At 35.0% G+C, this 20,129-nt stretch carries 24 protein-coding genes; 7 read left to right on the forward strand and 17 right to left on the reverse strand.

Translation table 11 applies throughout. From position 1 onward, the window contains the following. Window positions 1–146: 146 nt before the first annotated feature. The 5 genes from tkt to ORH16_RS13550 all read right to left on the reverse strand — a co-directional run bounded on the left by tkt (window position 147) and on the right by ORH16_RS13550 (window position 6,674). Window positions 147–2,126: a transketolase gene (gene tkt / locus ORH16_RS13530; RefSeq protein WP_265459381.1), complete on the reverse strand. Its 1,980-nt coding sequence runs from the start codon at window positions 2,124–2,126 to the stop codon at window positions 147–149. Window positions 2,127–2,158: 32 nt separating this feature from the next. Beyond that, window positions 2,159–3,433, reverse strand: coding sequence for a PTS ascorbate transporter subunit IIC (locus ORH16_RS13535; protein WP_265459382.1), 1,275 nt, complete (start codon window positions 3,431–3,433; stop codon window positions 2,159–2,161). Window positions 3,434–3,450: 17 nt separating this feature from the next. Beyond that, window positions 3,451–3,729: a PTS sugar transporter subunit IIB gene (locus ORH16_RS13540; RefSeq protein WP_265459569.1), complete on the reverse strand. Its 279-nt coding sequence runs from the start codon at window positions 3,727–3,729 to the stop codon at window positions 3,451–3,453. Window positions 3,730–3,741: 12 nt separating this feature from the next. Continuing rightward, entirely contained in the window at window positions 3,742–5,805 is a 2,064-nt protein-coding gene (locus ORH16_RS13545) for a BglG family transcription antiterminator (protein ID WP_265459383.1), read from the reverse strand. Between the two features lie 398 nt (window positions 5,806–6,203). After that, window positions 6,204–6,674 carry a GNAT family N-acetyltransferase gene (locus ORH16_RS13550; protein ID WP_265459384.1) on the reverse strand — a complete coding sequence of 157 codons (471 nt, stop codon included), beginning with the start codon at window positions 6,672–6,674 and terminating at the stop codon, window positions 6,204–6,206. Window positions 6,675–7,262: 588 nt separating this feature from the next. Here ORH16_RS13550 and ORH16_RS13555 point away from each other — a divergent pair. Next, a complete protein-coding gene (locus ORH16_RS13555; RefSeq protein WP_265459385.1) occupies window positions 7,263–7,487 on the forward strand; it encodes a hypothetical protein in 225 nt (74 codons plus the stop codon). A 325-nt stretch (window positions 7,488–7,812) separates the two neighbouring features. Beyond that, window positions 7,813–8,334, forward strand: a complete 522-nt coding sequence (locus ORH16_RS13560; RefSeq protein WP_265459386.1) for a hypothetical protein — start codon at window positions 7,813–7,815, stop codon at window positions 8,332–8,334. Window positions 8,335–8,609: 275 nt separating this feature from the next. Here the strand turns inward: ORH16_RS13560 and ORH16_RS13565 are convergent, their stop codons facing one another. Further along, a complete protein-coding gene (locus ORH16_RS13565) occupies window positions 8,610–9,485 on the reverse strand; it encodes a helix-turn-helix domain-containing protein (RefSeq protein ID WP_265459387.1) in 876 nt (291 codons plus the stop codon). A 97-nt stretch (window positions 9,486–9,582) separates the two neighbouring features. Here ORH16_RS13565 and ORH16_RS13570 point away from each other — a divergent pair, with 97 nt between their 5' ends. Further along, the gene (locus tag ORH16_RS13570) at window positions 9,583–10,311 is read left to right on the forward strand and encodes a CPBP family intramembrane glutamic endopeptidase (protein WP_265459388.1); all 729 of its coding nucleotides are present in this window, start codon (window positions 9,583–9,585) and stop codon (window positions 10,309–10,311) included. Between the two features lie 94 nt (window positions 10,312–10,405). Here ORH16_RS13570 and ORH16_RS13575 read toward each other — a convergent pair whose 3' ends face one another. After that, on the reverse strand, window positions 10,406–10,822 hold the full coding sequence (locus ORH16_RS13575) for a MarR family winged helix-turn-helix transcriptional regulator (RefSeq protein WP_265459389.1): 417 nt from the start codon (window positions 10,820–10,822) through the stop codon (window positions 10,406–10,408). A 69-nt stretch (window positions 10,823–10,891) separates the two neighbouring features. Between ORH16_RS13575 and ORH16_RS13580 the strand changes: the two genes are divergently transcribed. Then, a complete protein-coding gene (locus tag ORH16_RS13580) occupies window positions 10,892–11,344 on the forward strand; it encodes a GNAT family N-acetyltransferase (RefSeq protein WP_265459390.1) in 453 nt (150 codons plus the stop codon). A 110-nt stretch (window positions 11,345–11,454) separates the two neighbouring features. Here ORH16_RS13580 and ORH16_RS13585 read toward each other — a convergent pair whose 3' ends face one another. The 3 genes from ORH16_RS13585 to ORH16_RS13595 all read right to left on the reverse strand — a co-directional run bounded on the left by ORH16_RS13585 (window position 11,455) and on the right by ORH16_RS13595 (window position 14,284). Continuing rightward, window positions 11,455–12,723, reverse strand: coding sequence for an ABC transporter permease (locus tag ORH16_RS13585; RefSeq protein WP_265459391.1), 1,269 nt, complete (start codon window positions 12,721–12,723; stop codon window positions 11,455–11,457). 1 nt (window position 12,724) lies between these two features. Continuing rightward, window positions 12,725–13,402, reverse strand: a complete 678-nt coding sequence (locus ORH16_RS13590; protein ID WP_265459392.1) for an ABC transporter ATP-binding protein — start codon at window positions 13,400–13,402, stop codon at window positions 12,725–12,727. A 393-nt stretch (window positions 13,403–13,795) separates the two neighbouring features. Then, a complete protein-coding gene (locus tag ORH16_RS13595; protein WP_265459393.1) occupies window positions 13,796–14,284 on the reverse strand; it encodes a DUF4362 domain-containing protein in 489 nt (162 codons plus the stop codon). Window positions 14,285–14,523: 239 nt separating this feature from the next. On the opposite strand from ORH16_RS13595, the gene ORH16_RS13600 reads away from it, so the two are divergent. Continuing rightward, complete coding sequence (locus ORH16_RS13600; protein WP_265459394.1) at window positions 14,524–14,889, forward strand: hypothetical protein; 366 nt, start codon at window positions 14,524–14,526, stop codon at window positions 14,887–14,889. A gap of 408 nt (window positions 14,890–15,297) precedes the next feature. Here the strand turns inward: ORH16_RS13600 and ORH16_RS13605 are convergent, their stop codons facing one another. After that, window positions 15,298–15,759, reverse strand: coding sequence for a hypothetical protein (locus ORH16_RS13605; RefSeq protein ID WP_265459395.1), 462 nt, complete (start codon window positions 15,757–15,759; stop codon window positions 15,298–15,300). A 305-nt stretch (window positions 15,760–16,064) separates the two neighbouring features. Between ORH16_RS13605 and relB the strand changes: the two genes are divergently transcribed. Continuing rightward, window positions 16,065–16,292 carry a type II toxin-antitoxin system RelB family antitoxin gene (gene relB / locus ORH16_RS13610; protein WP_265459396.1) on the forward strand — a complete coding sequence of 76 codons (228 nt, stop codon included), beginning with the start codon at window positions 16,065–16,067 and terminating at the stop codon, window positions 16,290–16,292. Beyond that, window positions 16,292–16,558, forward strand: a complete 267-nt coding sequence (locus ORH16_RS13615) for a type II toxin-antitoxin system RelE family toxin (protein ID WP_265459397.1) — start codon at window positions 16,292–16,294, stop codon at window positions 16,556–16,558. Before relB ends, ORH16_RS13615 begins: the two co-directional genes overlap by 1 nt. A gap of 206 nt (window positions 16,559–16,764) precedes the next feature. On the opposite strand, the gene ORH16_RS13620 is transcribed toward ORH16_RS13615, so the two are convergent. The 6 genes from ORH16_RS13620 to ORH16_RS13645 form a co-directional block, all read right to left on the reverse strand. Next, complete coding sequence (locus ORH16_RS13620; RefSeq protein ID WP_265459398.1) at window positions 16,765–17,172, reverse strand: DUF3788 family protein; 408 nt, start codon at window positions 17,170–17,172, stop codon at window positions 16,765–16,767. 260 nt (window positions 17,173–17,432) lie between these two features. Continuing rightward, window positions 17,433–17,867 (reverse strand): DUF3788 domain-containing protein, encoded by a 435-nt coding sequence (locus tag ORH16_RS13625; protein ID WP_265459399.1) that lies wholly within the window; start codon window positions 17,865–17,867, stop codon window positions 17,433–17,435. A gap of 122 nt (window positions 17,868–17,989) precedes the next feature. Beyond that, window positions 17,990–18,157, reverse strand: a complete 168-nt coding sequence (locus ORH16_RS13630; protein ID WP_265459400.1) for a hypothetical protein — start codon at window positions 18,155–18,157, stop codon at window positions 17,990–17,992. Beyond that, window positions 18,141–18,359: a hypothetical protein gene (locus ORH16_RS13635; protein WP_265459401.1), complete on the reverse strand. Its 219-nt coding sequence runs from the start codon at window positions 18,357–18,359 to the stop codon at window positions 18,141–18,143. Before ORH16_RS13635 ends, ORH16_RS13630 begins: the two co-directional genes overlap by 17 nt. 302 nt (window positions 18,360–18,661) lie before the next feature. Next, window positions 18,662–19,018, reverse strand: coding sequence for an SdpI family protein (locus tag ORH16_RS13640; RefSeq protein ID WP_265459402.1), 357 nt, complete (start codon window positions 19,016–19,018; stop codon window positions 18,662–18,664). A gap of 149 nt (window positions 19,019–19,167) precedes the next feature. Then, the gene (locus ORH16_RS13645; protein ID WP_265459403.1) at window positions 19,168–20,091 is read right to left on the reverse strand and encodes a hypothetical protein; all 924 of its coding nucleotides are present in this window, start codon (window positions 20,089–20,091) and stop codon (window positions 19,168–19,170) included. Between the last annotated feature and the right edge of the window lie 38 nt (window positions 20,092–20,129).

A 20,129-nucleotide genomic window follows, 5' to 3' on the forward strand; every position in this document is an offset into this window, starting at 1 on the left:
GACCAAAAGAAAAGGCCGCTATCGTAGTGACTAGCGGCCTAAGGAGAGTAAAGAATGAAATCAACCAATGAACTATTTAATAATTTTTAAAGGATACACACAAATAATTTTTATATTTAATTAACTATATATATCCTATCTACTTTCTATTTGTTTTTTTTGATTAATTTTTGGGCTTCTTCCACAATTTTTTCAACTGTAAAGCCATATTCTTGTAATAAATCTCCTGCAGGACCTGATTTCCCAAATTGCTCTACACCTAATGAGAAGCCTTTTGCCCCCACATATTTGGACCAGCCCATTGTTAATCCTAATTCAACAGATAATTTATTTACAACTTTTTCTGGTAATACAGATTCTTTATACTCTTCACTTTGTGCATCAAAGAGCTCCCAACTAGGGAAAGATACCACATTTACTTTATGTTGCCCCAACTGCTCTTTCGCTTTTAGAGCCATTTCAACTTCTGATCCACTAGCAATTAAGATTAAATCAGGTGTGTCTGAATCTTTTGATAAAATATAGCCACCCTTTTCTGCATCTTCAAAATTCACATTTTCAATTACGGGAACATCATGTCGCCCTAAAGCAATTAAATATGGACGATCTTTAGATTCTGCTGCTAATTTCCAAGCAATAATGGTTTCGTTCGCTTCAGCAGGTCTGAAGACCACTAAATTCGGCATTGCTCTCAAGGAAGCCAAGTGCTCAACTGGCTGATGGGTTGGGCCATCTTGACCTACTTGTAAACTATCGTGCGTCATAATATACGTAACAGGAACTCCCATCAATGCAGAATGTCGAATTGCAGAACGCATATAATCAGAAAATACTAAGAAAGTTCCACAATATCCTCTTAACCCACCGTGTAAAGTTAGACCATTACAAATGGACGCCATAGCAAATTCACGTACTCCAAAATAAATATTCGGGCCTTCATGATTTTCTTCATCCATAAAAGGAAGTCCTTCAATTGTTGTCTTATTGGAAGAAGCCAAATCGGCTGAACCACCAACTAAAATTGGTAAATCTTTATAGATTCTATTTAACATTTTTCCACTCGCAGTACGTGTTGCCATTTTTTCTTCAGTGAAAGGTTGTAAAGAATTCTCAGTAACCGTAAACTCTTCGGAAATAATTTTCTCAAGCTCAGCACTTAATTCTGGATACTCATGTTTATACTCCTCAACTAAAGAGTTCCACGCCATTTCAGACTTTTCACCTTCAACAACAATCTCATTGAAATTCATTTTTACATCTTCAGGAACAAAAAAATCTTCATATTCCCAACCAATTGCAGCTTTGATTTTTTTAGCTTCTTCTACGCCAACAGGATTACTATGAATCTTTTCTGTCCCTTGCAGTGTTGATCCGAAGCCAATAATATTTTTTACTTCAATCAACGTTGGTTTTTGTGTTTCATTTTGTGCTTTCACAATTGCTTTTGAAACTTTTTCTAAATCATTCCCATTTTCTACAAATAGTGTTTGCCAATTCATAGCTGTGAACTTTGCTAGAATATCTTCATGGGCAGATTGTCTTAAAGGACCATCTGAGGTAACATCATTCGAATCATATAATACAATAAGTTTCCCAAGTCCCAATTTTCCAGCAATTGCAGCAGCCTCCATAGCAACGCCTTCTTCTAAATCCCCATCTCCACAGATAGTGTAGGTAAAATGATCAACAATGTTATATTCATTTCTATTAAATCTGTCTCTTAGATGGGCCTCCGCAATAGCCAGTCCAACAGTCATTGAAAACCCTTGACCTAAAGGACCAGTTGTCGCTTCGACACCAGGTGTGTGAAAGACTTCTGGATGACCTGGCGTTTTACTATTCAATTTTCTGAATTGTTTGAGGTCATCCATAGACAATTCATATCCAGACAAATGTAATAGCGAATAAAGAAGCATTGATCCATGACCTGAGGTTAAGACAAAGCGATCACGGTTAAACCATTTAGGATTTCTTGGATTGTGCTTCATATGATACCTAAACAACTCATAACCCATTGGTGCAGCTCCCAATGGGGCACCTAAATGACCATGGTTTGCGTTTTCAACGCTATCCACAACTAAGCTTCTCATTGTTGAAACAGATTTATTATCAATTGTATTCATCATATTTCCTCCAATAAATTTGATTCCTTCGAATTTTAGAATATGTTTTGTAAGAATTGTCCGATATAATAAACTAGTAGACCAACAATATTAAAGTCGGTCTCAGGGAAAGATGTACCCGTTAGGCCAATGTTCTCCATAATTGGATAAATTAATGCTGGGCCAACAGCAATTAATATTCCGACAATGAATGAGCCTGCGATACAGCCTTTCCAACCTCCAGTAGCGTTACCAAATACACCAGCTGTAGCTCCGATAAAGAAGTATGGGACTGCAACAGGAATAATAACGATTGTTCCCATTATGCCCATTATTACCATAGTCACGAGACCTCCAGCGTAGGCTGCTAGAAAACCTATCACAGTGGCTGTAGGGGCGAATGGGAACACTACTGGACAATCTAATGCAGGTTTTGCATTAGGAATTAGTTTCTCAGAAATCCCCACAAAGGCACTTACAATTTCACCCAAAAATAGTCGAACTCCTGTAATGATGACATACAAAGCAGCCGCAAAACTTAAACCTTGGAATAACGGATATACTAACCAATTTACCCCTCCGGATAATTCTTCAACAGCCACTTTTCCTGCAGCGATAGCCGCAACATAGAAAAAGATGACCATCGTGATTGAAACGCCAACTACATAATCTTTAAACATTGTTAGCCAAGCAGGTAGTTTAAGATTTTCTGTACTATCTTCGGGTTTACCTACTTTTGAACCAATCCAGCCTGATAACGCATAGCCAACAGTCACATAATGCCCCATAGCCAATTCATCATCGCCTGTCACTTTTCGCATGTATGGCTGTGCGATAGCTGGAAATAGTCCAGCGCAGATTCCCAACATCAATCCTCCAAGTCCCACGGTTACAGCATTGCTAACTCCTAAAGCTTTCAACATGATTGTTAGTAACGCCGCAAGATACAAATTATGTTGTCCTGTTAGGAAAATGTACTTTAATGGTGTAAATTTTGCGACCAACAAGTTACAGACAAAACCTATCAACATCACCATTGAAACTGTAGTACCAAACCTCTCTTGAGCTAATGCAGTCACAGCTTCTGCTAGAGGCAAAACACCTTTTAAACCAAAACCTTCCGCAAACAAGACTTGAAAACTATCTAATGCAGTAACTGCCGCCGCTGAGCCGACACCAAAAACTAGAAATCCTACAATTGTTTTAAGTGTTCCTGAAATAACTTTGTCGGCCGATTGCCTTTGCAGTATTAACCCTGTTAAAGCAATCACTCCAACCAAAATTGGTGCAGAAGACAATAAATCAAATACAATAACACGAATAATTTCCATCTCTCTTCCTCCTTTTGTTATTCTTGACTAGCAAAAAAACTTTTCAATTTGTCCTCAATCTCCTTTTTATCCATTAAATTATTTATTCCAATAATATACGGTACCTGCCCTTTCACCTCATCAGCAACATCTGCCATAGTAATCAACAAATCTCCCTTAAAGCTTTTCACATCATCTAATGTGCTATGCTGTACTTCAAGGGGAAATTTATTGGCTCTCACCACTTGATCCACTTTAATTTTTAACATCATGCTGGAACCCATACCTGTGCGACAGGCAATTAATGCTTGCTTCATTTCGCTCATTTCTCATTCCTCACTTTCAAATTTTAGAATATAAGCAATTATCTCTTCTGGAGATTTTGCTGTATCTAACACGTCATAAAACTTTTTCTGGTCCAATAATTCTGCTAATTCTGCCATAGCAGTCAAATGAGTCTTATTGTCAAGTGCGCTAAGGCCAAAAACATACTTCACAGGATCATTTTCTTTATTCCCAAACACAACTGGATGTTCCAATGTAGCAATACTAATCGCAATCTCCTTTGCTCCTGATTCGGGACGTGCATGGGGGAGAGCAACATGCTTTGTGATTACAATATAAGGGCCACTTTCCCTTGTCGTTTGAATCATGCCATCAATATAACTTGGTAATACTTTACCTTCTTTCACTAACACATCTGTTGAATTGCGAATAGCTTCTTCCCAATTTGATGCTGGTACATTCAACTTTACTAACTTTTTACTTGTAACTTCACTTAGCAATGGGTAATCACCTCCATCTTCTATAATTACATGAGAATTAATTTCATCCGATTGCATCAATACATCGTTTTCAATTTTAAAATATTGTTCTTCATTCACATGTTTTTTTACTATATTCAAAACATCTCTTACTTGGGGATTAATTAGTGGCTCCTTATTGATTATCTCGTAGACTCTACCGATTAATTCAAATTTCTCTTTAGGATTCATAATTGGATTAACAACAATAAAAGGAATATTGCTATTAAATAGAAACTGGGTAATTATTGTAGTAAAAATAATATCAAAACTTGAAATATCAGTTTTTTCATGAGAACTTTCTGTTACGAATTCAATACTTGGAAACAGTGCTTCTAGCTCCTTAACAAGAATGAGAGAAGTTCCTATTCCACTAGGACACAATACTAATCCGCGATTACGTTTTATTCTTTTTTCTTGCTCTTCATAAGTTGAGGCTGCAAAGTGAACTGTTAAAAATGCAATCTCATCAGAAGGAAGTTCACTTTCAAATAGAGCTTGCAGTGGCTTGAGAGCTTCTTTAACTAATGAATACATTTCAGCATACTCTTTTTGAATTTTCTCTGTTAATGGATTAAAGATAGGCAACTGATATAAAATCCTATAATATGCTGGTCTAACGTGTTCATACAGACGCCTTACTACAACATTCGTGTCTAAAAAGCGGATTCCAGCAAGACTTTCGAATCTTGAGATTAAGCGCCTTACAATTTGTTCAATCATCTCCTTATCATTCGTTGATTTAGTAATGTCACCCGAGGAAACTCCTGCAATCCAAGCACTGACATAGCTAATGTTCTGCTTATCTGTAATTTCAAAGTAATTGCAGATTAATTCACTGAATTTGTACTCATTTGTTTCTATATGGAAGGCCTCTTTTGAATAATCAGAGTTCATTGTATAGCTCTTAAGCCGTTGATTTAATAAAATAAAACAGTAAGTAAATTCTTTAAGTTTGTTTTCAAAAAAATGAATATGATAATTTTGTGACGCTTCGAGTATTTTCTCTTCAAAATCCAAACTATTTATTTCTAAATACTTGAAAATGAAATTCTCAAGAAACAATTCACCATGATCCTCATTTAAGCATTTCAAAACTATTTGCATTAAGGCATACCTTATATTTTCCTCATTGCCTAATAAGTAATAACCTCGTTTTCGTGAATAGGTAACTTCTAAATTATTTTCAGCCAACAAAATTTTTATATCCTTCAGATCGTTTAATACTGTCGAACGACTAGCATCCAGCATTATTATCAAGTGATCCAAAGACAAAAATTCAAGAGAGCAGGATAAGATTAATAAAATCATCAACTGTCGATTTTTTTTTGAATGATAAATTTCTTCAAAAATACTTGATTTTAACAGATAGTTCTGTAGAAAATTTTCGGATGCTGTCGATATTAAAAGTTTACTTCCGGAAGTACAGATTTCTTCTTGGGAATTTTCGTTAAGCAATTCATTAACCTTTTTTAGTGCATACGTTATTTGTCTTTTTGACATAGCCAACTTTGTTTCTAAATTTTCTATAGTTCTTTCGTTTCTAAATGTAATCTCATGAAGAATTACTAAATCTTGATTATCCATCATTACCCTCAGCTCCTATATCCAATATAACGGTTGCGCTTTCAACCCACAATGATATTTGGGTATATCTTTTGTTCTAATCGAAAACAAGTATTAAACTCAAAACAAATCAACTTCAAAATTCGCCTTGAATAAAGCAATATTCTGAAGTTGATTTCGTCAATTTTAATATGATTATACAGTAAACATTTTCTCTAAAATTTAATTCCATTATCAAAGCTCAGTTATGGATAATAGATTAACCCTTGTATTAAGTAACTTTTTTTTCATCTATTGAACATAAAAAATCACTACTAGCTACTCCAAATTAGTAGTGACAAAACTCTAAGATATATTGAAGTCCATAAAACCTATCAGCATCAATCTAAACTCAAAAATTCTTCCACCATTAAAGCAAACTCCTAGCCTCCAATTTTTTTAACAAGAATTAAGCATGGATTTCGTTCATCCCACAGGGTAGGAAAAACTTCGAGTTTAGAAAAGCCGCAGGAAAGGTAATATTGAATGGTTTTATCATATCCAGGTGTCGTGCCTTCATTCACAGTTTTGACCTGTAAATACGAGTAGTTCTCCTTGGCATAATTTTCTAATGATGAAAAAAGTATTTTTCCAATGCCTTGGCGGTGATGCTGTCTTTTGATTCCCATACAAGATATTTCGGCTGTGTCTTCGCTCGTAGCTTTTAAATCTATAAAACCGATAACTTCGCCTTCCGTTATAGCAGCCCAAAGAGGCAATTGTTCGGCCTCATTGACATAATTAAGCAAAGCTTCCTCAATTCCAAACCATTCTGGTAAATCATTAAGTACCTCATTCACGATTTTACTTTTTAGTTTTTTATCAGTGATAAAATCAATTCTAATTTTTTCCATATCAAGCCTACTCTCTGTTAACAAAATATCCATCCTGATTTATATTTTATCATGCGCTTCTTTTTATACTAGATAGAGATTCACTTGTTTTGATTGTTACTCTCGTTTTTGCCTAAAAGTTTATAGGCTTTCTAGACAATTATTTTTAATTAGTAGATACTTAAAGTAAGTTTATAAACGACAGCATGTGGATATTCTGAAGTAGCAAAACTGATGGGCAGCTCCGCCAGGTCATAACGGTATAGCGAGACACTCGGCATCATACATCAAATTGAACGAACTTCTGGCGGCAAATAAAATTATACTGAAGAAGATTTAGATTAGGTATGCTAAACATTTATTGGCAAATAATGTGTTTGTTAAAATGAGTTATGGCCCTGTTAAATTTATCGTCTAATGACCAGTGGCCTGCAGATTATTTTTTGAACTCTACAATGAATATAAATAATCTTTCTCTTCCAAACTAGAAACTACCTTGCTTAAGTATCTTTGTTTATTACTCATTTTGATTGTTCTCAAAGCAATTCTGTTTTTTGTGAAATTTCTATAAATAATCCAAATTTCAATTTAATAAAGGGGGTAACATACATGAAAAAGGATTTGTCTCAATATTTTCTAATGTTGGATATGGCTCTGCTGATTATTGTTATGTTGACCAGTAGAGCTCCTATATCATTAATATTAAATAAAGGAGTAGCAGTGACTGATCAACTGATTCAAAATTGTATCATTTTTGTAGCCGCATTTTTTTCCCTGATAATTGTTTTTTATTTAAACAAGATAACAAAATCGACTAGAGATAAATCATCTTAGTCATCTACAGGGACCATCAAAAAATCTTTAGGGGATGCAAGATTTTCAGAGTAGGTGGAATCTGTCGATAATCTGCTAAGACCTGACTTAGTTAACAATCCTCCCGCAGTCATCCTAACAAACAACTGTCCTTCAAAAAAATTTTTCACTCTATTAGCGCTCATTTACTACGCCTCAAAAATTAATATTTCAAAACTGAGCTTCCGTTCTTCAGCTGCCAAAATCAATTCTGCTATGATAGTATTGAGACAAACAAGATAGAGATTATGAGGAGGCCTACATTGAAAAAAATTTTGATTCACGGCTCAGGACATCAAGCTACTAGTTGGAATTAAACAATGACATTTATGGAAAAAGGCAAGATATACTATGTCCTAACTTATCTGAGTTTCTCAATGAAAAAGAAGCAACCTATACTAATCTTTATACTTCATTTGCAAATTACTGTAACGAAATGGATGAAGAACTCGACTTATGCGGCATCTCATTAGGTGGTATTTTGTCACTAAATTATGCTTTGGATTACCCGGGAAAAGAAAGAACGCTTGTGCTAATAAGTACACCACATAAAGTACCACGAGTTATATTTAGTATTCAAAATAAGATTTTTAAGTTCTTACCAAAATCGGTATTTCAAAACATGGCGTTTAATAAAAAGCAACCATTTATTTTGGGAAATTCTATGAAGGAACTGGACTTTAGCAGTGAAGTAAAAACTATTAAATGCTCAACTTTAATTATATGTGGGAAAAAGGATCGTGCTAACCTTAAATCTGCATATTATTTCGAGGGAATATTAAACGGGCAAACTAGAAATCATGGAATACGTTGGACATGTTGTCAATGAAGAAAATCCAAAAGACTTGGCAAAAATATTGGACCAATACTACAATGAGAATTAATTGTTCTTATAACAATTGAACTTGCAAAAAATTGTAAGCATCTAGTTTACAGTCAAAGAATGCTCCAATAGTAGGGATTTTCCGTTGTAGTGCCAACCAGGTCTTGATTTAGTCATAAAATCAACTAACTTTAACAATAGCTATGAATAAAATCCCCTCAAGAAAATAGCCCACCAAACATCGTTTGGCGGGCTATTTAGTGTATCTACTAACTAAAGATTTAAGCTTTACTATATCTTTCATAGTAGTTTTTAGCTTTTTCTTGGTGGATATCAACAATGATTCGATAAAAAATAAATTCTGACGATTTTTTTTGATCTAAGTTATTCAAAAAAGCACTAAGCTTTTGCTGGCTGTTGGGAAAATCTAGATACAAAGAAACTAAATTACTGATAAAACTTTCTTGAATGAGTAAATGTAAGTTATCTGATTGGGCAGCTTCTTTTTGGTATTCAATTAGCTTTATTTGGGCAGCTTCAATATTATTTACAACTAGTAGACTTTGAATGTGATTAAAATATAGCTCGCAAATTTCTTCAAAATATATTTTTTCATCAAACAATTGATACTTTTGCAATTCTTCAACAATTCGTGTGAGAATTGACGCCGCTCCTTCCTGTTCTTTCTCAGAAAGTGACAGTAACACTAGTTTGGCTAGCTTAATTTCTCTCAGTGTCCAAGATTTATAGGCTTCAATCTCACTGACAATTTCGAAAAAAGGCTCTCGAGAAAATTGGTAAAAGTTCGCTCTTGTTAACAAGACCAGCAAATAGGCATGAATTGCTGCATATCTTTTTTTAGGTGAAATATCATTTTTGAATCTTAAATAGATTTCGTATAATTCTTCAAACTTACCTCGCTTGTATAATTTATCAATTTGCTCTTCTAAATTTTCATAAGTGGTTCTTTCAAAATATCTGTATTCAGAAAATGAAATCCCTAAATTATCCAATAACATAATAAATTTTGTGGTTTCAATTGAACTTTTGCCCGCCTCAAAGTCACTATAAAAAGACTTTGACACCACACCGCTGAAGACTTCTTTTTGTGTCATACCTTTGGCTAACCGAATTTCTTTCACAACATTACCAATCATATATTCACCCCTAGTGTCCGATATATAGGAATTTTAGCAAATTTTCCTGTTGTAGGCCATGCTATAGTTTAGAAAATTAATTGTCAGGAGAATTTATATGAAAACTGTCTATATCAAATTAATTGCCACAGGCTTTGCACTCACTTTAGTGGTGAGTATTTTTTCTGCAATAGGTGTTATTTTCGAATTAAATGATACCGGAGTTATTGCTCTACAGATTTTAGCTTTTGCCCTTTGTTCCATAGTTATTGCTGGCTACATGCGGAAAAAAGATGCCAGCTTAAAACTTTTTGGTTTTAGAAAACCCAAGTTAACTCTTACTATTATCCTTTTTTCAATGGCCATTATACTGATCCAACCTTTAGTCTTAGGCTTTAATCGTTCATTGACACCAACCTTTGTGGGACTTATTTTGTTACAAATGGTACTGGTCGGTTTTGTGGAAGAATCCTTATTTAGAAGTGTGTTTTTCTTTTTCTTACAAGACAACAAAAAAGTTTATGTTGGGTTTTCGAGTATCGTGTTTGGTCTCTTGCATGCAGCAAGTGGTATTAATCCAGAATTTCCGTTAGTTTTAGTCCTGCTGCAAATCGTTAATGCTCTTTTGTTAGGAATTATTTTTGCTCTTCTATACCTTAAGACTCACTCCATTTACACGACGATGCTTCTCCACACATTATTTAATCTATTTGCATCTATCAGTAAAGAGGGCTCACTAGAACAAACTTTCCTTGCGGTTGGAGTGCTACTGATTATCTACATTGTCTTTGGCATCTATTTAATCAAATCGAATAAGAAATTTTTACAAACTATCAAACAAAAATAGTCTGTTTATTGCGCATTTATTCTAGAAAGAATATTATTATTGACATTCGAAAGCTTTTTAGTTGCAAATGCAACCGTTATAAAGTACAATCCTGTTAGGTCATTGATGATTGAATCTTTTCAAGAATTCGATATAAATCGGCTCGATCTAATGGCGACACTTCTGAAAAAGCTTGCGCAATATAGTTTCTTTCAAGAGAAAAAATCTGATTATACAATCCTTTTGCTTTCTCCGTAGGAAAGAGTTCGTTAAATTTTTTATTTGACTGACTAGCTTCTTTAGTAATGTACCCCTGTTTTTCTAATTTTGCTAGCGCACGGCTTAAAGTCGTTTTATCCACCTTAACTTTTTGCGCTAGTTCTTGCTGATTGAGCCCTTCGGTTTCTATGATTCTGAGTAAATATAAAAACAAATTATTATCAAGACCTAATTGTTTCACTTTTTGATTAATTGCGGTTGTGGCTTGTCTTGATATGGCACCAATAAGACGAAAAATTTCAATTTCATTCATAAAAGCATCTCCTAATAGTTGAATTTACAACTATAATTATATCTCTTTTTTCGAAAGAAGGCATCTCAAATGTGGAAAATTAAAAAACTTGCTGATTTATCCAGCACTGAATTTTTTGAAATAATGAAACTGAGAATTGATACCTTTGTGGTGGCGCAAGAAAGAATTTACCATGAAGCAGATACCTATGATAAATCAGCCTACCATATTTTTTATCAAGCCTCGGATGAAGTGGAAGTCGCTGCTTATGCCAGAGTTTTTCTAAAACCTGACTATTTGACATTTGGTCGCTTCGTTGTTTCTGAAAATCACAGGGGGCTAGGCTTAGCCAATCGCCTAATTGAACAGATTTTGCTTTTGCAAAAGCAAAAATGGCCGGAACTCCCTATCGAGATGGAAGCTCAGATCCAAGTCGCTCCATTTTATTTACGACATGGATTTAAAAAAATAGGCACTCAATTTATTTTTGAAGGAACGCCACACATCGAAATGAGACTGTCCAACAGTAATAAACAGCGTTAAATTAACTTTTCTGATAAATGCGTCCTAGGATATTTCAACACCAGAATTCAAAAAGGCCAGCAGAAATCATCGCTGATTCTGCTGGCTTTGATTTTCATATTTATTTTTATTTACTCATAACGCAATGCTTCTATTGGATCTAGACGGGCTGCACGGTTAGCTGGAAAAGTTCCTGCTAAGAAAGCAATTAGCATAATCACCACGATAATCATCACGATTGAGGCTGGATTATACTGCAATAAAGTTAAACCATCTAAGCCTGACAAGAAGGAATCTTGCGCCCAATTATTAATTAAGCCGCTGATTCCAATGGCACCCAAAATTCCTAACACGGAACCCCAGAAACCAATCAATAAGGCTTCTACACTAAAGGTTAAGAAAATTTTTCCATTGCTTAAACCCATCGCCTTCATTAAACCAATTTCCCGAGTCCGATCTTGAACGGACATATACAGCGTATTAATAATCCCAAAGCTGGCTGCTAACAAAGCAATGCCGCCAAACATCGTCAAGACAGCCGTAATCGCATTGATGACGTTGCGAATGGAACCAATTTCTTCTTCGACAGTCATTCCCATCATATCAGCATCGCTTAATGCTGATTCAATGTCCGCTACTTCTTCGTCGCTTAAACCGTCTTTCATAGTAGCAGTGGCACCGTAATATCTACCCGTTAAAGTATTGGGTAAACCATCTTCGTTAATTGCCAATAAGTCTTTGGCTAAAGACTCATTGATAATTGATTGTCCGCCATTAATCAAACTAGCTGCACGCACGCCCACAATAGTGGCTTCAACAGTTTCCTGTTCACCAGTCCCTTGAGCAGTGGCAGCTAAAGTGACCGTTTTGCCACCTGCATCTTCTGCAGAGGAAAAGCCTAAGCTGTCTAAATATTCTGGTGCTAATAAAATTTGGTAAGCTGAATCATTACTATCAATCGCTGCTCCAGCCTCTAACTCAATCGATAAATCCATATCCATCATGCTGTTAAGAACATATTTTTTATCCGTGTTTCCTTGAATATAATCGATGCTTGGCAAAAGCATAGGCTCCACGCTTTCGATATTTTTAATCTCCGCAATTTTATCTAAATCACTTTGAGTAAGATAATCCGCTTCAGCAGTTCCTTGTTCGCCTTCTTGATATTCACTTGGGCCATCGCTGTTACCAGATTCATAAGCCGGTTGCACCATCATTTGATTTTCTCCACCAACACCAGCGACCTGCTGATCGATGTAAGTGTTCACCCCAACATTAATTCCTCTCGTTAAAGCAATCGTAAAGGCCCCAATAAAAATGGCAATAATGGTTAAGATTGTCCGTCCTTTATTCCGCCACAAATTTGAACTTCCTGATTTTAAAATATCCAATAATTTCATTTTATTCTCCCTCCACAACTAAGCCGTCTTTGATATGAATTTGACGATCACATCGAGCAGCTAAATCTGGATCATGGGTAACAATAATCAAGGTGATGCCCTTTTCTTTATTCAAATTGAATAACATCTCCTCAATTTTATCTCCAGTAGTGGAATCTAAATTTCCTGTAGGCTCGTCCGCAAAAATAATTTCAGGATTATTGACAATTGCTCTCGCAATACAGACCCTTTGCTTTTGTCCACCAGATAAATCATTCGCTTTATTTTTGGCTTTATCATCTAATTCAACAGCCTCCAAAGCTGCCAGCGCCATTTCTCTGCGCTGCTTTCCAGAAATTCCGGCAATTTTTAATGGTAGCATCACATTTTCTAAGACGGTATCTTTAGTATTCATAAAAAATTGTTGAAAAACGAAACCAAATGTTTGATTCCGCAAATGATTCATTTGTTTTTTACTGGTTTTCGTCGCATCGTTTCCTAATAATAAAATTTCTCCAGAAGTGGGCTTGTCCAATAAAGCTAAAATATGCATTAAAGTGGATTTACCAGAACCACTTTTACCAACAATGGCGACAGACTCTCCTTTTTCTACTGAAATATTGACTCCTCGTAAAGCTTGAAAAGCTGATTGGCCTGAGCCATAAACTTTTTTCAGCTCTGTTGCAGTTAATACTGACATCTTTTTATCTCCTTTGTCCTTTTAGTTTCTCATTACTCTTTCATTTTCCCATAATGAAAATGAAAAACTATGGTACTTTAGTCTCATTTTTCAGAAAATATTCAAAATCACAACTTTCAATTTTGAAAATTGAATTGAGATTGACTGGATTTGCTTTGGATAATCAGAAAAAATAGAAATGAAAAAAAATTAGGGGGCTAGAACCGATTAGAAGGAGGAACCATTGAACAATTCCTTGATAACAGTGAGGAGTATTTACGTTAGTTGAACTACTTAGCGCTTGGATGTTTTCCAAAAAAACGTACATAAAAACCCGCCAAACATTCTTTAGCGGGCTGGATAATTTAATATACAAGCTGAACTGATAAATTTTGTTAGAGAAATTAGACTTGCTTATTCTATGGTGTCCGTTGTTTCTTCAGCTAATTGAATAAGCAAAAACTCTGCTTCATTATCTGTGTCTTGTAATATATACTGACCATTTCTGAAAATAATTTGATTATAATACTGGGACGTAAGCTCAGGCTGATTTTGGTAACTATCAAAAGAATAATCTTCTATCAATTCAATTCGTGTTCCATCATAAATAAGTGTTTGAAAGATAGGATCGCCTTCAATCGTGTAACTTTCGATACTAATCTTATCCGCAGTATTTTGCTCAAAATTGTCGATAAATTGAGTCAGCCGTTCTTCGTTCGTTATCACTCCCCAATTAGATATAATTTTATTATTATCTGAGCTATTTGAATCAGAGTCACTAGTAGAATTGTTTATTGAGCTGTTAGTTGAAGTGTCAGTGCTGTAGTCTGTTTGCGCATTATCAATTGACCTGCACCCAGAGAAAAGAAGCAGAGAAGCCGTTAGCAAAATAAGCTTTATCATATAAACCCTCCCACACATATGAATTTAGTCCAAGTATTCAACAAAAATTTAATTACTTCAAGAAATTTTTGCTTTATTTGAAAAGATTTTAACCAGTACAAGAAAATTCATTTTGAATAATGCTTAAAAATTATCAATTCTTGGTTTAAGGTTCCTTAATGAAAATGAAATAGGTTCACCAATGGAAATGTGCTTTCCGCTACTGTGGCTCTGGTATAATCAGACTGAGGTGAGGAGAAATGATTATTTTAAGAGAGTCTGTAATCCATGAGTTAAAAAACTTGCATGGTCAAGCGAATATGCTTCCTTGCTACGCTGAAGCAAGGGGCCTATCTGTCATCACAGAGCAGGCTGTTCTTTTGTTGAGTTCTGAGAAACTAACCATTCTATTCATCAGTAAAATATCTAATCAACTTATTCAAAAAGTTGAATTCAACTTCTCGGAGATAACAAATAGTACCTTGAAGGAAAGTTTATTTGCTGCGGCAACTTGGCAATTCAATGCCCGCGGACAGAGATGGAAATTTAGAATTCCAACGGTCCTCCCTTTAAGAAAAATGAGACACAACTTCATTGAAGGTCTCTATTCATATCAGTATATTTAAATTTTTAGTTGAACTACATGCGAACCGACGCTCTCCAGAAAAACTTTTTTTCTGAAGACAAAAAGGGAACCCGTCAGCGGGGACTGACGGGTTTAGGATGCTAGTTCAACTTCCTTCATGCCTAGAGAATCTTTTGTTCACTACTAGTTGAACTGTATGCGGCCCGCTAATCTTCAGAAAAAGTTCCTTTTTTCTGAAGACAAAAAGGGAACCCATCGGCGGCGACCGATGGGTTTAGGAGTAAAAAATGAAAAAGTGTTTTATTGGGTTTGTTTTATTGGGATGAGTACATAATAACTGGAATTTGTGAATTTTTTGTGTAATCAGTATTGCAAAAGTTTGAAAAATTTCCTGTGACTCTACGAATTTCATTGTTAATTGACTTCTTATCCAACAAGCCCAACCTAATTATGCTTTAATTTTGTTAATATCATCTGTAATAATCCAATCGTCCATATCTTTTTCTCGATTAAATTTGAAAGGTTCTACTGTTTCGATCTGTTCAATTTTGTATACAGCAAGATATTTTTTTCCTGCCCAGCGTTCATATTGTTTTTTTGATAGATTTAGTTCATCTTCATATTTTTCAATAAACTGAATCGACTCTTCTTTATCCATTTTAGGTGATTCCACAACTTCTGTAATAACTCCCCGATAATTAATTGTCAAATCGCCACCTGTTTCAACAAAGTAAGTCAAATCGCCAACTTTCGCTCTACCACCCAATGGAGATTTTTTACCAGCTGCCCCTCGAATGATAAGCGTCTTAGTTCCATCCAACAGTTTTTCCAATTCCTTTCCTTCTTTGTTCAAATAAACTAGGTGTTCTGCCCGGCCTTCTTTTCCTTCATACCATTCAGCTTTTGTCATCAAGTTTCCTCCTTTTTTATTGCTATGTAATTAAGACTAAGTCTATTTAATCTTATCAAAAACGAAAACATAATTCTCCATTATAAAGATTCAGATGAGCTACTTCTGTGTTTGCTTGCCAGAGACACAAAGAAATTTTTTTACTAGTAGAAATCAACAGAAAAGCAATTATCCAGCAAAACATGCTGGTGTGATTTTTTGAATTAAATCTATGATATCTGTCGTTGGTGGATACCTGATAAGTAGATTTTACTTTCTCTTCATTTTGTATTACAACGAAACACAAGAAAGTGAGTTGATTATTTATGGCTATGATTACAATCAGAGTAAGTGACGAAGAAAAAGAATGGTTAGACTATATGGCTGAGTTCTATGGTATTACTCTATCTGAATTGATGAAGAATTATTCAATGGAGCAGTTAGAAGATGAATATGATAAACAAACTGCCGACATTGCACATAAGTTGTGGTTAGAAGATGATAAACAAACCGTTTCTATGAATAACATACTAAAAGAATTCAGTGACATATAATGGTTTACCAACTAGAGTTTAGTAAAGAAGTACAAAAGCAACTTCGAAAAATGGATAAGCACCAAGCTGCTTTAATCGTTCGATGGCTATACAAGAATGTAGATGGCGCCACTAATCCAAGACAACAAGGAAAAGCATTCACCGGTAATTTAGGCAATTACTGGCGCTATCGCATTGAAAATTATCGTGCAATCGTTGAAATTGAAGATGAACGATTAGTGATTACGGCAATCCAAATCGGACATAGAAGAAATATCCATAATTAAATTTAGAAAATACGTTGCCAGTATACTATTCCCTGAGTTAGCAGAGTAATTAGCTCCTTGATAATTCCATTTTAAGAAACTAACTCTCACCAAAATAATACGGTAAGAGCTATTTTTTAGTCTAGTAAATCCGTCGTTAACGGACTGGAATTTTTGATTAAATCATAGTGATTGAGTAGCTATGCAATATCCAATAAGGTTTTAAATTAATTCTTATATGAAAGAATTTTTTGAATAGCTTTGAGGTGATTATCAGAAGAAACTCTATAATGAATCCAACCTCCATTGCCACAAGGATATCGAGTATCAATAAGATCTTTTGAATACTGGTCTACATCATTGTATACCAAATCAAATTGTTGATTTGAAAGTCGGACCATAACGGTGAAAGAATCGGCTTCAGCAAATACATTACAAATTAATTTTGTTCCCTCTCTATGTGTAATACACCAGCCATAATCTTTGCCATATGGGAAACGGATTTCTTGTATGGTATTGTATTTTTTCGATAGAAAAGAATTAAAAGTTATAAAATTTTTAGCATTCTTGCCACAATAGCTGGCCATTTCCACGACATTGGGTTGAATTTTCTTATTTAACAAGCGTTCATTCATAGAAAGCCTCCCTGTTTCTCTTTCGTACAGTAGGATAGTTGTCTATTATTTTTAAAAATACCGCAGATTCCACTAGCCACTGATTTTTACAAAGACCAAAATCATTACCATTTAATCCAGATGGTGATACCTATTCTATTGTAAGAACTGTACTCACTAAATAAGTCAAAAGTAACGAAGCTAACTCGTCACTTTTGACTTGTTTTGATAGAGTCGATAATCCCTTAAAATTTGATATCCGATGAGTTCTTTTTGAATGGCTACTCATGAATCCTCAAGGAAACAATTTGTTTAATATCTTTGACTGTACTTTCATTTCGAACTTCTAGCGGCAATGATTTTCCAGTACGGCCTACCTTAGCATTGTTATAGATTTCTTGAGTTTCCTTGGAAAGTGTTGGTAAAAGAATCTCTGCTTCTGCTAATTCCTCATGATTTAACGGCAGCAAAGCTAAAACATATCCTTCTTGGGGATAGAGGGTACAAATGGAACGGCCCTTTTTCTGATATTTAATGTTCCAGCCCTTCCAAATCCCCTGATTCATAGCACAACCACTGTAAGCCTTTTTTGCTTTTATTTTATACGTATCTTGTAAATAGCTGTCTAACTCTTCAAACATCGGATTATTGATAAACTCCTTGACTTGCTGTGGGGTTGGTTCAACTTCTTTGGTATATTTTTCACTCCATAACATGTATATCTCTCCTCTCTTTGTGTAAACTACTCAACAGCATCGCACGTTCGACTAATTTTTTGTATACATCAGTTTTACCAGATTGATATTTTGGTCACTTATTTGTAGGGAAGTTGTAATACTTACTTTTTCAAAAATTCTTCAATCACTACCTCGTTGTTATCCGGATCTTTTAGGCGAAGTTCAGATGTTCCCCATTCAAATTTTTTTGGTGGAGCAAAGACAAGGCCTTTTTGTTTTAAGTCCATACATGTATTTTCAAGGCTATCACATTCAAACACAAATGACATAATTCCCACTTGGGTGAACATTCCAAACGGTGGCATCCCAAATACAAATTGATGGTGCTTCCTTCATGAAACCAAAATAAACACCATCATACTCACCAGAATCTGTCTTTAACATCGGTATTTCTAGTATTTCCCGATAAAAATTTATCAGTTCTTTAGCATTCCGAGAAAAAATATTGGTACATAAAAAACTAGTTATCATTTGAACATCTTCCTATCCGTACGCAAAATGGAGCGATTTGTTTGCAATACCCTTCTATAAAAGTGCTTACTATTAGTATATCATAATCTAACAATTTAATTTTTTTTACACGCTGTTCTTTTTAAGACGGCGTGTAAAAGAATTTTAAGCAGATACAAGAAAACGTTCCTTCAATCATATTTGAGCTAAGTTTGAATGACATGTTTTTATCTGAATCCAGAATTTATCTACTGCTCTTTTTATCAATTTTAGATGAAAGCACCCATTAGCAAACTTAGCGGCAACAAGCAAATTAACCTTCATCACGTTTCACTTTTCAACGCCTTTTGTATCCTTAGCAAAGATACACATACCACTATAAGTTGCCCCGCAGTGATGGCATAGCTCAATGATTCCTGCATTTTGGGTGTGAAAATTAATATCAGCAGCATTCCGCTTCCGCTGACAATCAGTAAAAATATGCCCAGCTTGAACCAAATTTTTCCGAGTATTTTTTGAGCGAGGTCCCAATTTTTTTGATTTTTCATGGAAAGTTTTGTGCGGTAGCCAAAGGTCTTGTTGATGTCTCCTGGTGGTTCATTTTTAAATAAAGCACCGAAAATAATCAACAAAATCGGCATGATTAGATTGACCGCCAATAAACCAAGCCATTGCAACATTACTTTTCCCCCTTAATAGTTACACTTTATTTCTCTATTGCCTCAGAATTTTTTCCGTGTTACCAAATTTCATAAGTTTCACCTTCATTAACTTCCATAAAAAATTCAGAAGGTTTGGCACTCGGTCAAATATCCAACTAAAATCCCTACTAATAAGAGAGAATTAACGTATTTTCTCCCAACTGACTGTTGACAATTGGATTACCTATTTCTGTCAACCGAGCCGCTGTCAGCTCTTGATCATTAAAGATTAATTTGGTCTGCTGATATTTTATGACAGGCACAATGACTTCCTCATCATCTGTCTCACTAGTCCACTGAACAATTAGCTGGCCGTCTTTCACCTGCTTTGAAAAATGTTTTTCATTGAACAAAATATATTCCTCATAAAGATCATAATTGTTTTTCTTCTCAGTGGAATATAACGGCAGATAATCTGGTGTTGATTTTTCAACCAAAGCCAAGGACAAGGACAAATCATCACTATAAAACGAAGCTTTAATCTGCTGAAAATCATCAGTTGCTAAAAAAACATGCTTGCCACTGTTGATAAATGAAGCATCTTCCTTGTCCCAGTCTGACAAAGTCACCGTATATAAAATCAATGAATGACTAATACATAAGCCGATAACAACAGGTGCCAGCTTTTGATATTTTTTCAACCAAACCAGCTGGCCCTCAGAGATTGATAAGGCCAGCCCACTCAACAAACAAATCGTTGCCGGCACAAAAAAACGAAAAGGAAATTGGACTGTCTGCACCATGACAAAATCCATTTCATATAAAAATTTCCAGGGGAATAAATTTGACGATAAAATGGTAAAGAAAACAAATGACAGCGTAAAGAACTTATTTAACGGCGAAAAATTTTTAAACTTTTTGAAGCTAAGCAGCAGAACAAGCAGAATGATAATCGGCAAAATAAATGGATTAATCAACCAATACCAGCTGCTACTTGTGATTGTTTGGTTATAAATCCCCCGATTAATAAAGGGCTGCACAAGCTGATTTCCGCTATAAATCGTCCCCAATGAGTACCAGACATTTGTCGTCAGCAGCAAAAAAATTGCCACGGAGAGTAGCAGTTGGAGCAACAGCTGTTGCTTATTTT

Source organism: Enterococcus sp. HY326 (assembly GCF_026157065.1).
Lineage (GTDB): Bacteria > Bacillota > Bacilli > Lactobacillales > Enterococcaceae > HY326.

Excerpts from the sequence above, each read along its gene's own strand:
- ORH16_RS13540 (WP_265459569.1), bottom strand. The coding sequence starts at position 3,729 with ATGAAGCAAGCATTAATTGCCTGTCGCACAGGTATGGGTTCCAGCATG.
- ORH16_RS13625 (WP_265459399.1), bottom strand. The coding sequence starts at position 17,867 with ATGTTATGGAGTGAAAAATATACCAAAGAAGTTGAACCAACCCCACAG.
- ORH16_RS13640 (WP_265459402.1), bottom strand. The coding sequence starts at position 19,018 with ATGTTGCAATGGCTTGGTTTATTGGCGGTCAATCTAATCATGCCGATT.
- relB (WP_265459396.1), top strand. The coding sequence starts at position 16,065 with ATGGCTATGATTACAATCAGAGTAAGTGACGAAGAAAAAGAATGGTTA.
- ORH16_RS13535 (WP_265459382.1), bottom strand. The coding sequence starts at position 3,433 with ATGGAAATTATTCGTGTTATTGTATTTGATTTATTGTCTTCTGCACCA.
- ORH16_RS13590 (WP_265459392.1), bottom strand. The coding sequence starts at position 13,402 with ATGTCAGTATTAACTGCAACAGAGCTGAAAAAAGTTTATGGCTCAGGC.
- ORH16_RS13570 (WP_265459388.1), top strand. The coding sequence starts at position 9,583 with ATGAAAACTGTCTATATCAAATTAATTGCCACAGGCTTTGCACTCACT.
- ORH16_RS13615 (WP_265459397.1), top strand. The coding sequence starts at position 16,292 with ATGGTTTACCAACTAGAGTTTAGTAAAGAAGTACAAAAGCAACTTCGA.
- ORH16_RS13595 (WP_265459393.1), bottom strand. The coding sequence starts at position 14,284 with ATGATAAAGCTTATTTTGCTAACGGCTTCTCTGCTTCTTTTCTCTGGG.
- ORH16_RS13545 (WP_265459383.1), bottom strand. The coding sequence starts at position 5,805 with ATGATGGATAATCAAGATTTAGTAATTCTTCATGAGATTACATTTAGA.
- ORH16_RS13585 (WP_265459391.1), bottom strand. The coding sequence starts at position 12,723 with ATGAAATTATTGGATATTTTAAAATCAGGAAGTTCAAATTTGTGGCGG.
- ORH16_RS13605 (WP_265459395.1), bottom strand. The coding sequence starts at position 15,759 with ATGACAAAAGCTGAATGGTATGAAGGAAAAGAAGGCCGGGCAGAACAC.
- ORH16_RS13580 (WP_265459390.1), top strand. The coding sequence starts at position 10,892 with ATGTGGAAAATTAAAAAACTTGCTGATTTATCCAGCACTGAATTTTTT.
- ORH16_RS13620 (WP_265459398.1), bottom strand. The coding sequence starts at position 17,172 with ATGAATGAACGCTTGTTAAATAAGAAAATTCAACCCAATGTCGTGGAA.
- ORH16_RS13575 (WP_265459389.1), bottom strand. The coding sequence starts at position 10,822 with ATGAATGAAATTGAAATTTTTCGTCTTATTGGTGCCATATCAAGACAA.
- ORH16_RS13550 (WP_265459384.1), bottom strand. The coding sequence starts at position 6,674 with ATGGAAAAAATTAGAATTGATTTTATCACTGATAAAAAACTAAAAAGT.
- tkt (WP_265459381.1), bottom strand. The coding sequence starts at position 2,126 with ATGATGAATACAATTGATAATAAATCTGTTTCAACAATGAGAAGCTTA.
- ORH16_RS13555 (WP_265459385.1), top strand. The coding sequence starts at position 7,263 with ATGAAAAAGGATTTGTCTCAATATTTTCTAATGTTGGATATGGCTCTG.
- ORH16_RS13600 (WP_265459394.1), top strand. The coding sequence starts at position 14,524 with ATGATTATTTTAAGAGAGTCTGTAATCCATGAGTTAAAAAACTTGCAT.
- ORH16_RS13565 (WP_265459387.1), bottom strand. The coding sequence starts at position 9,485 with ATGATTGGTAATGTTGTGAAAGAAATTCGGTTAGCCAAAGGTATGACA.
- ORH16_RS13635 (WP_265459401.1), bottom strand. The coding sequence starts at position 18,359 with ATGATAACTAGTTTTTTATGTACCAATATTTTTTCTCGGAATGCTAAA.
- ORH16_RS13630 (WP_265459400.1), bottom strand. The coding sequence starts at position 18,157 with ATGTCATTTGTGTTTGAATGTGATAGCCTTGAAAATACATGTATGGAC.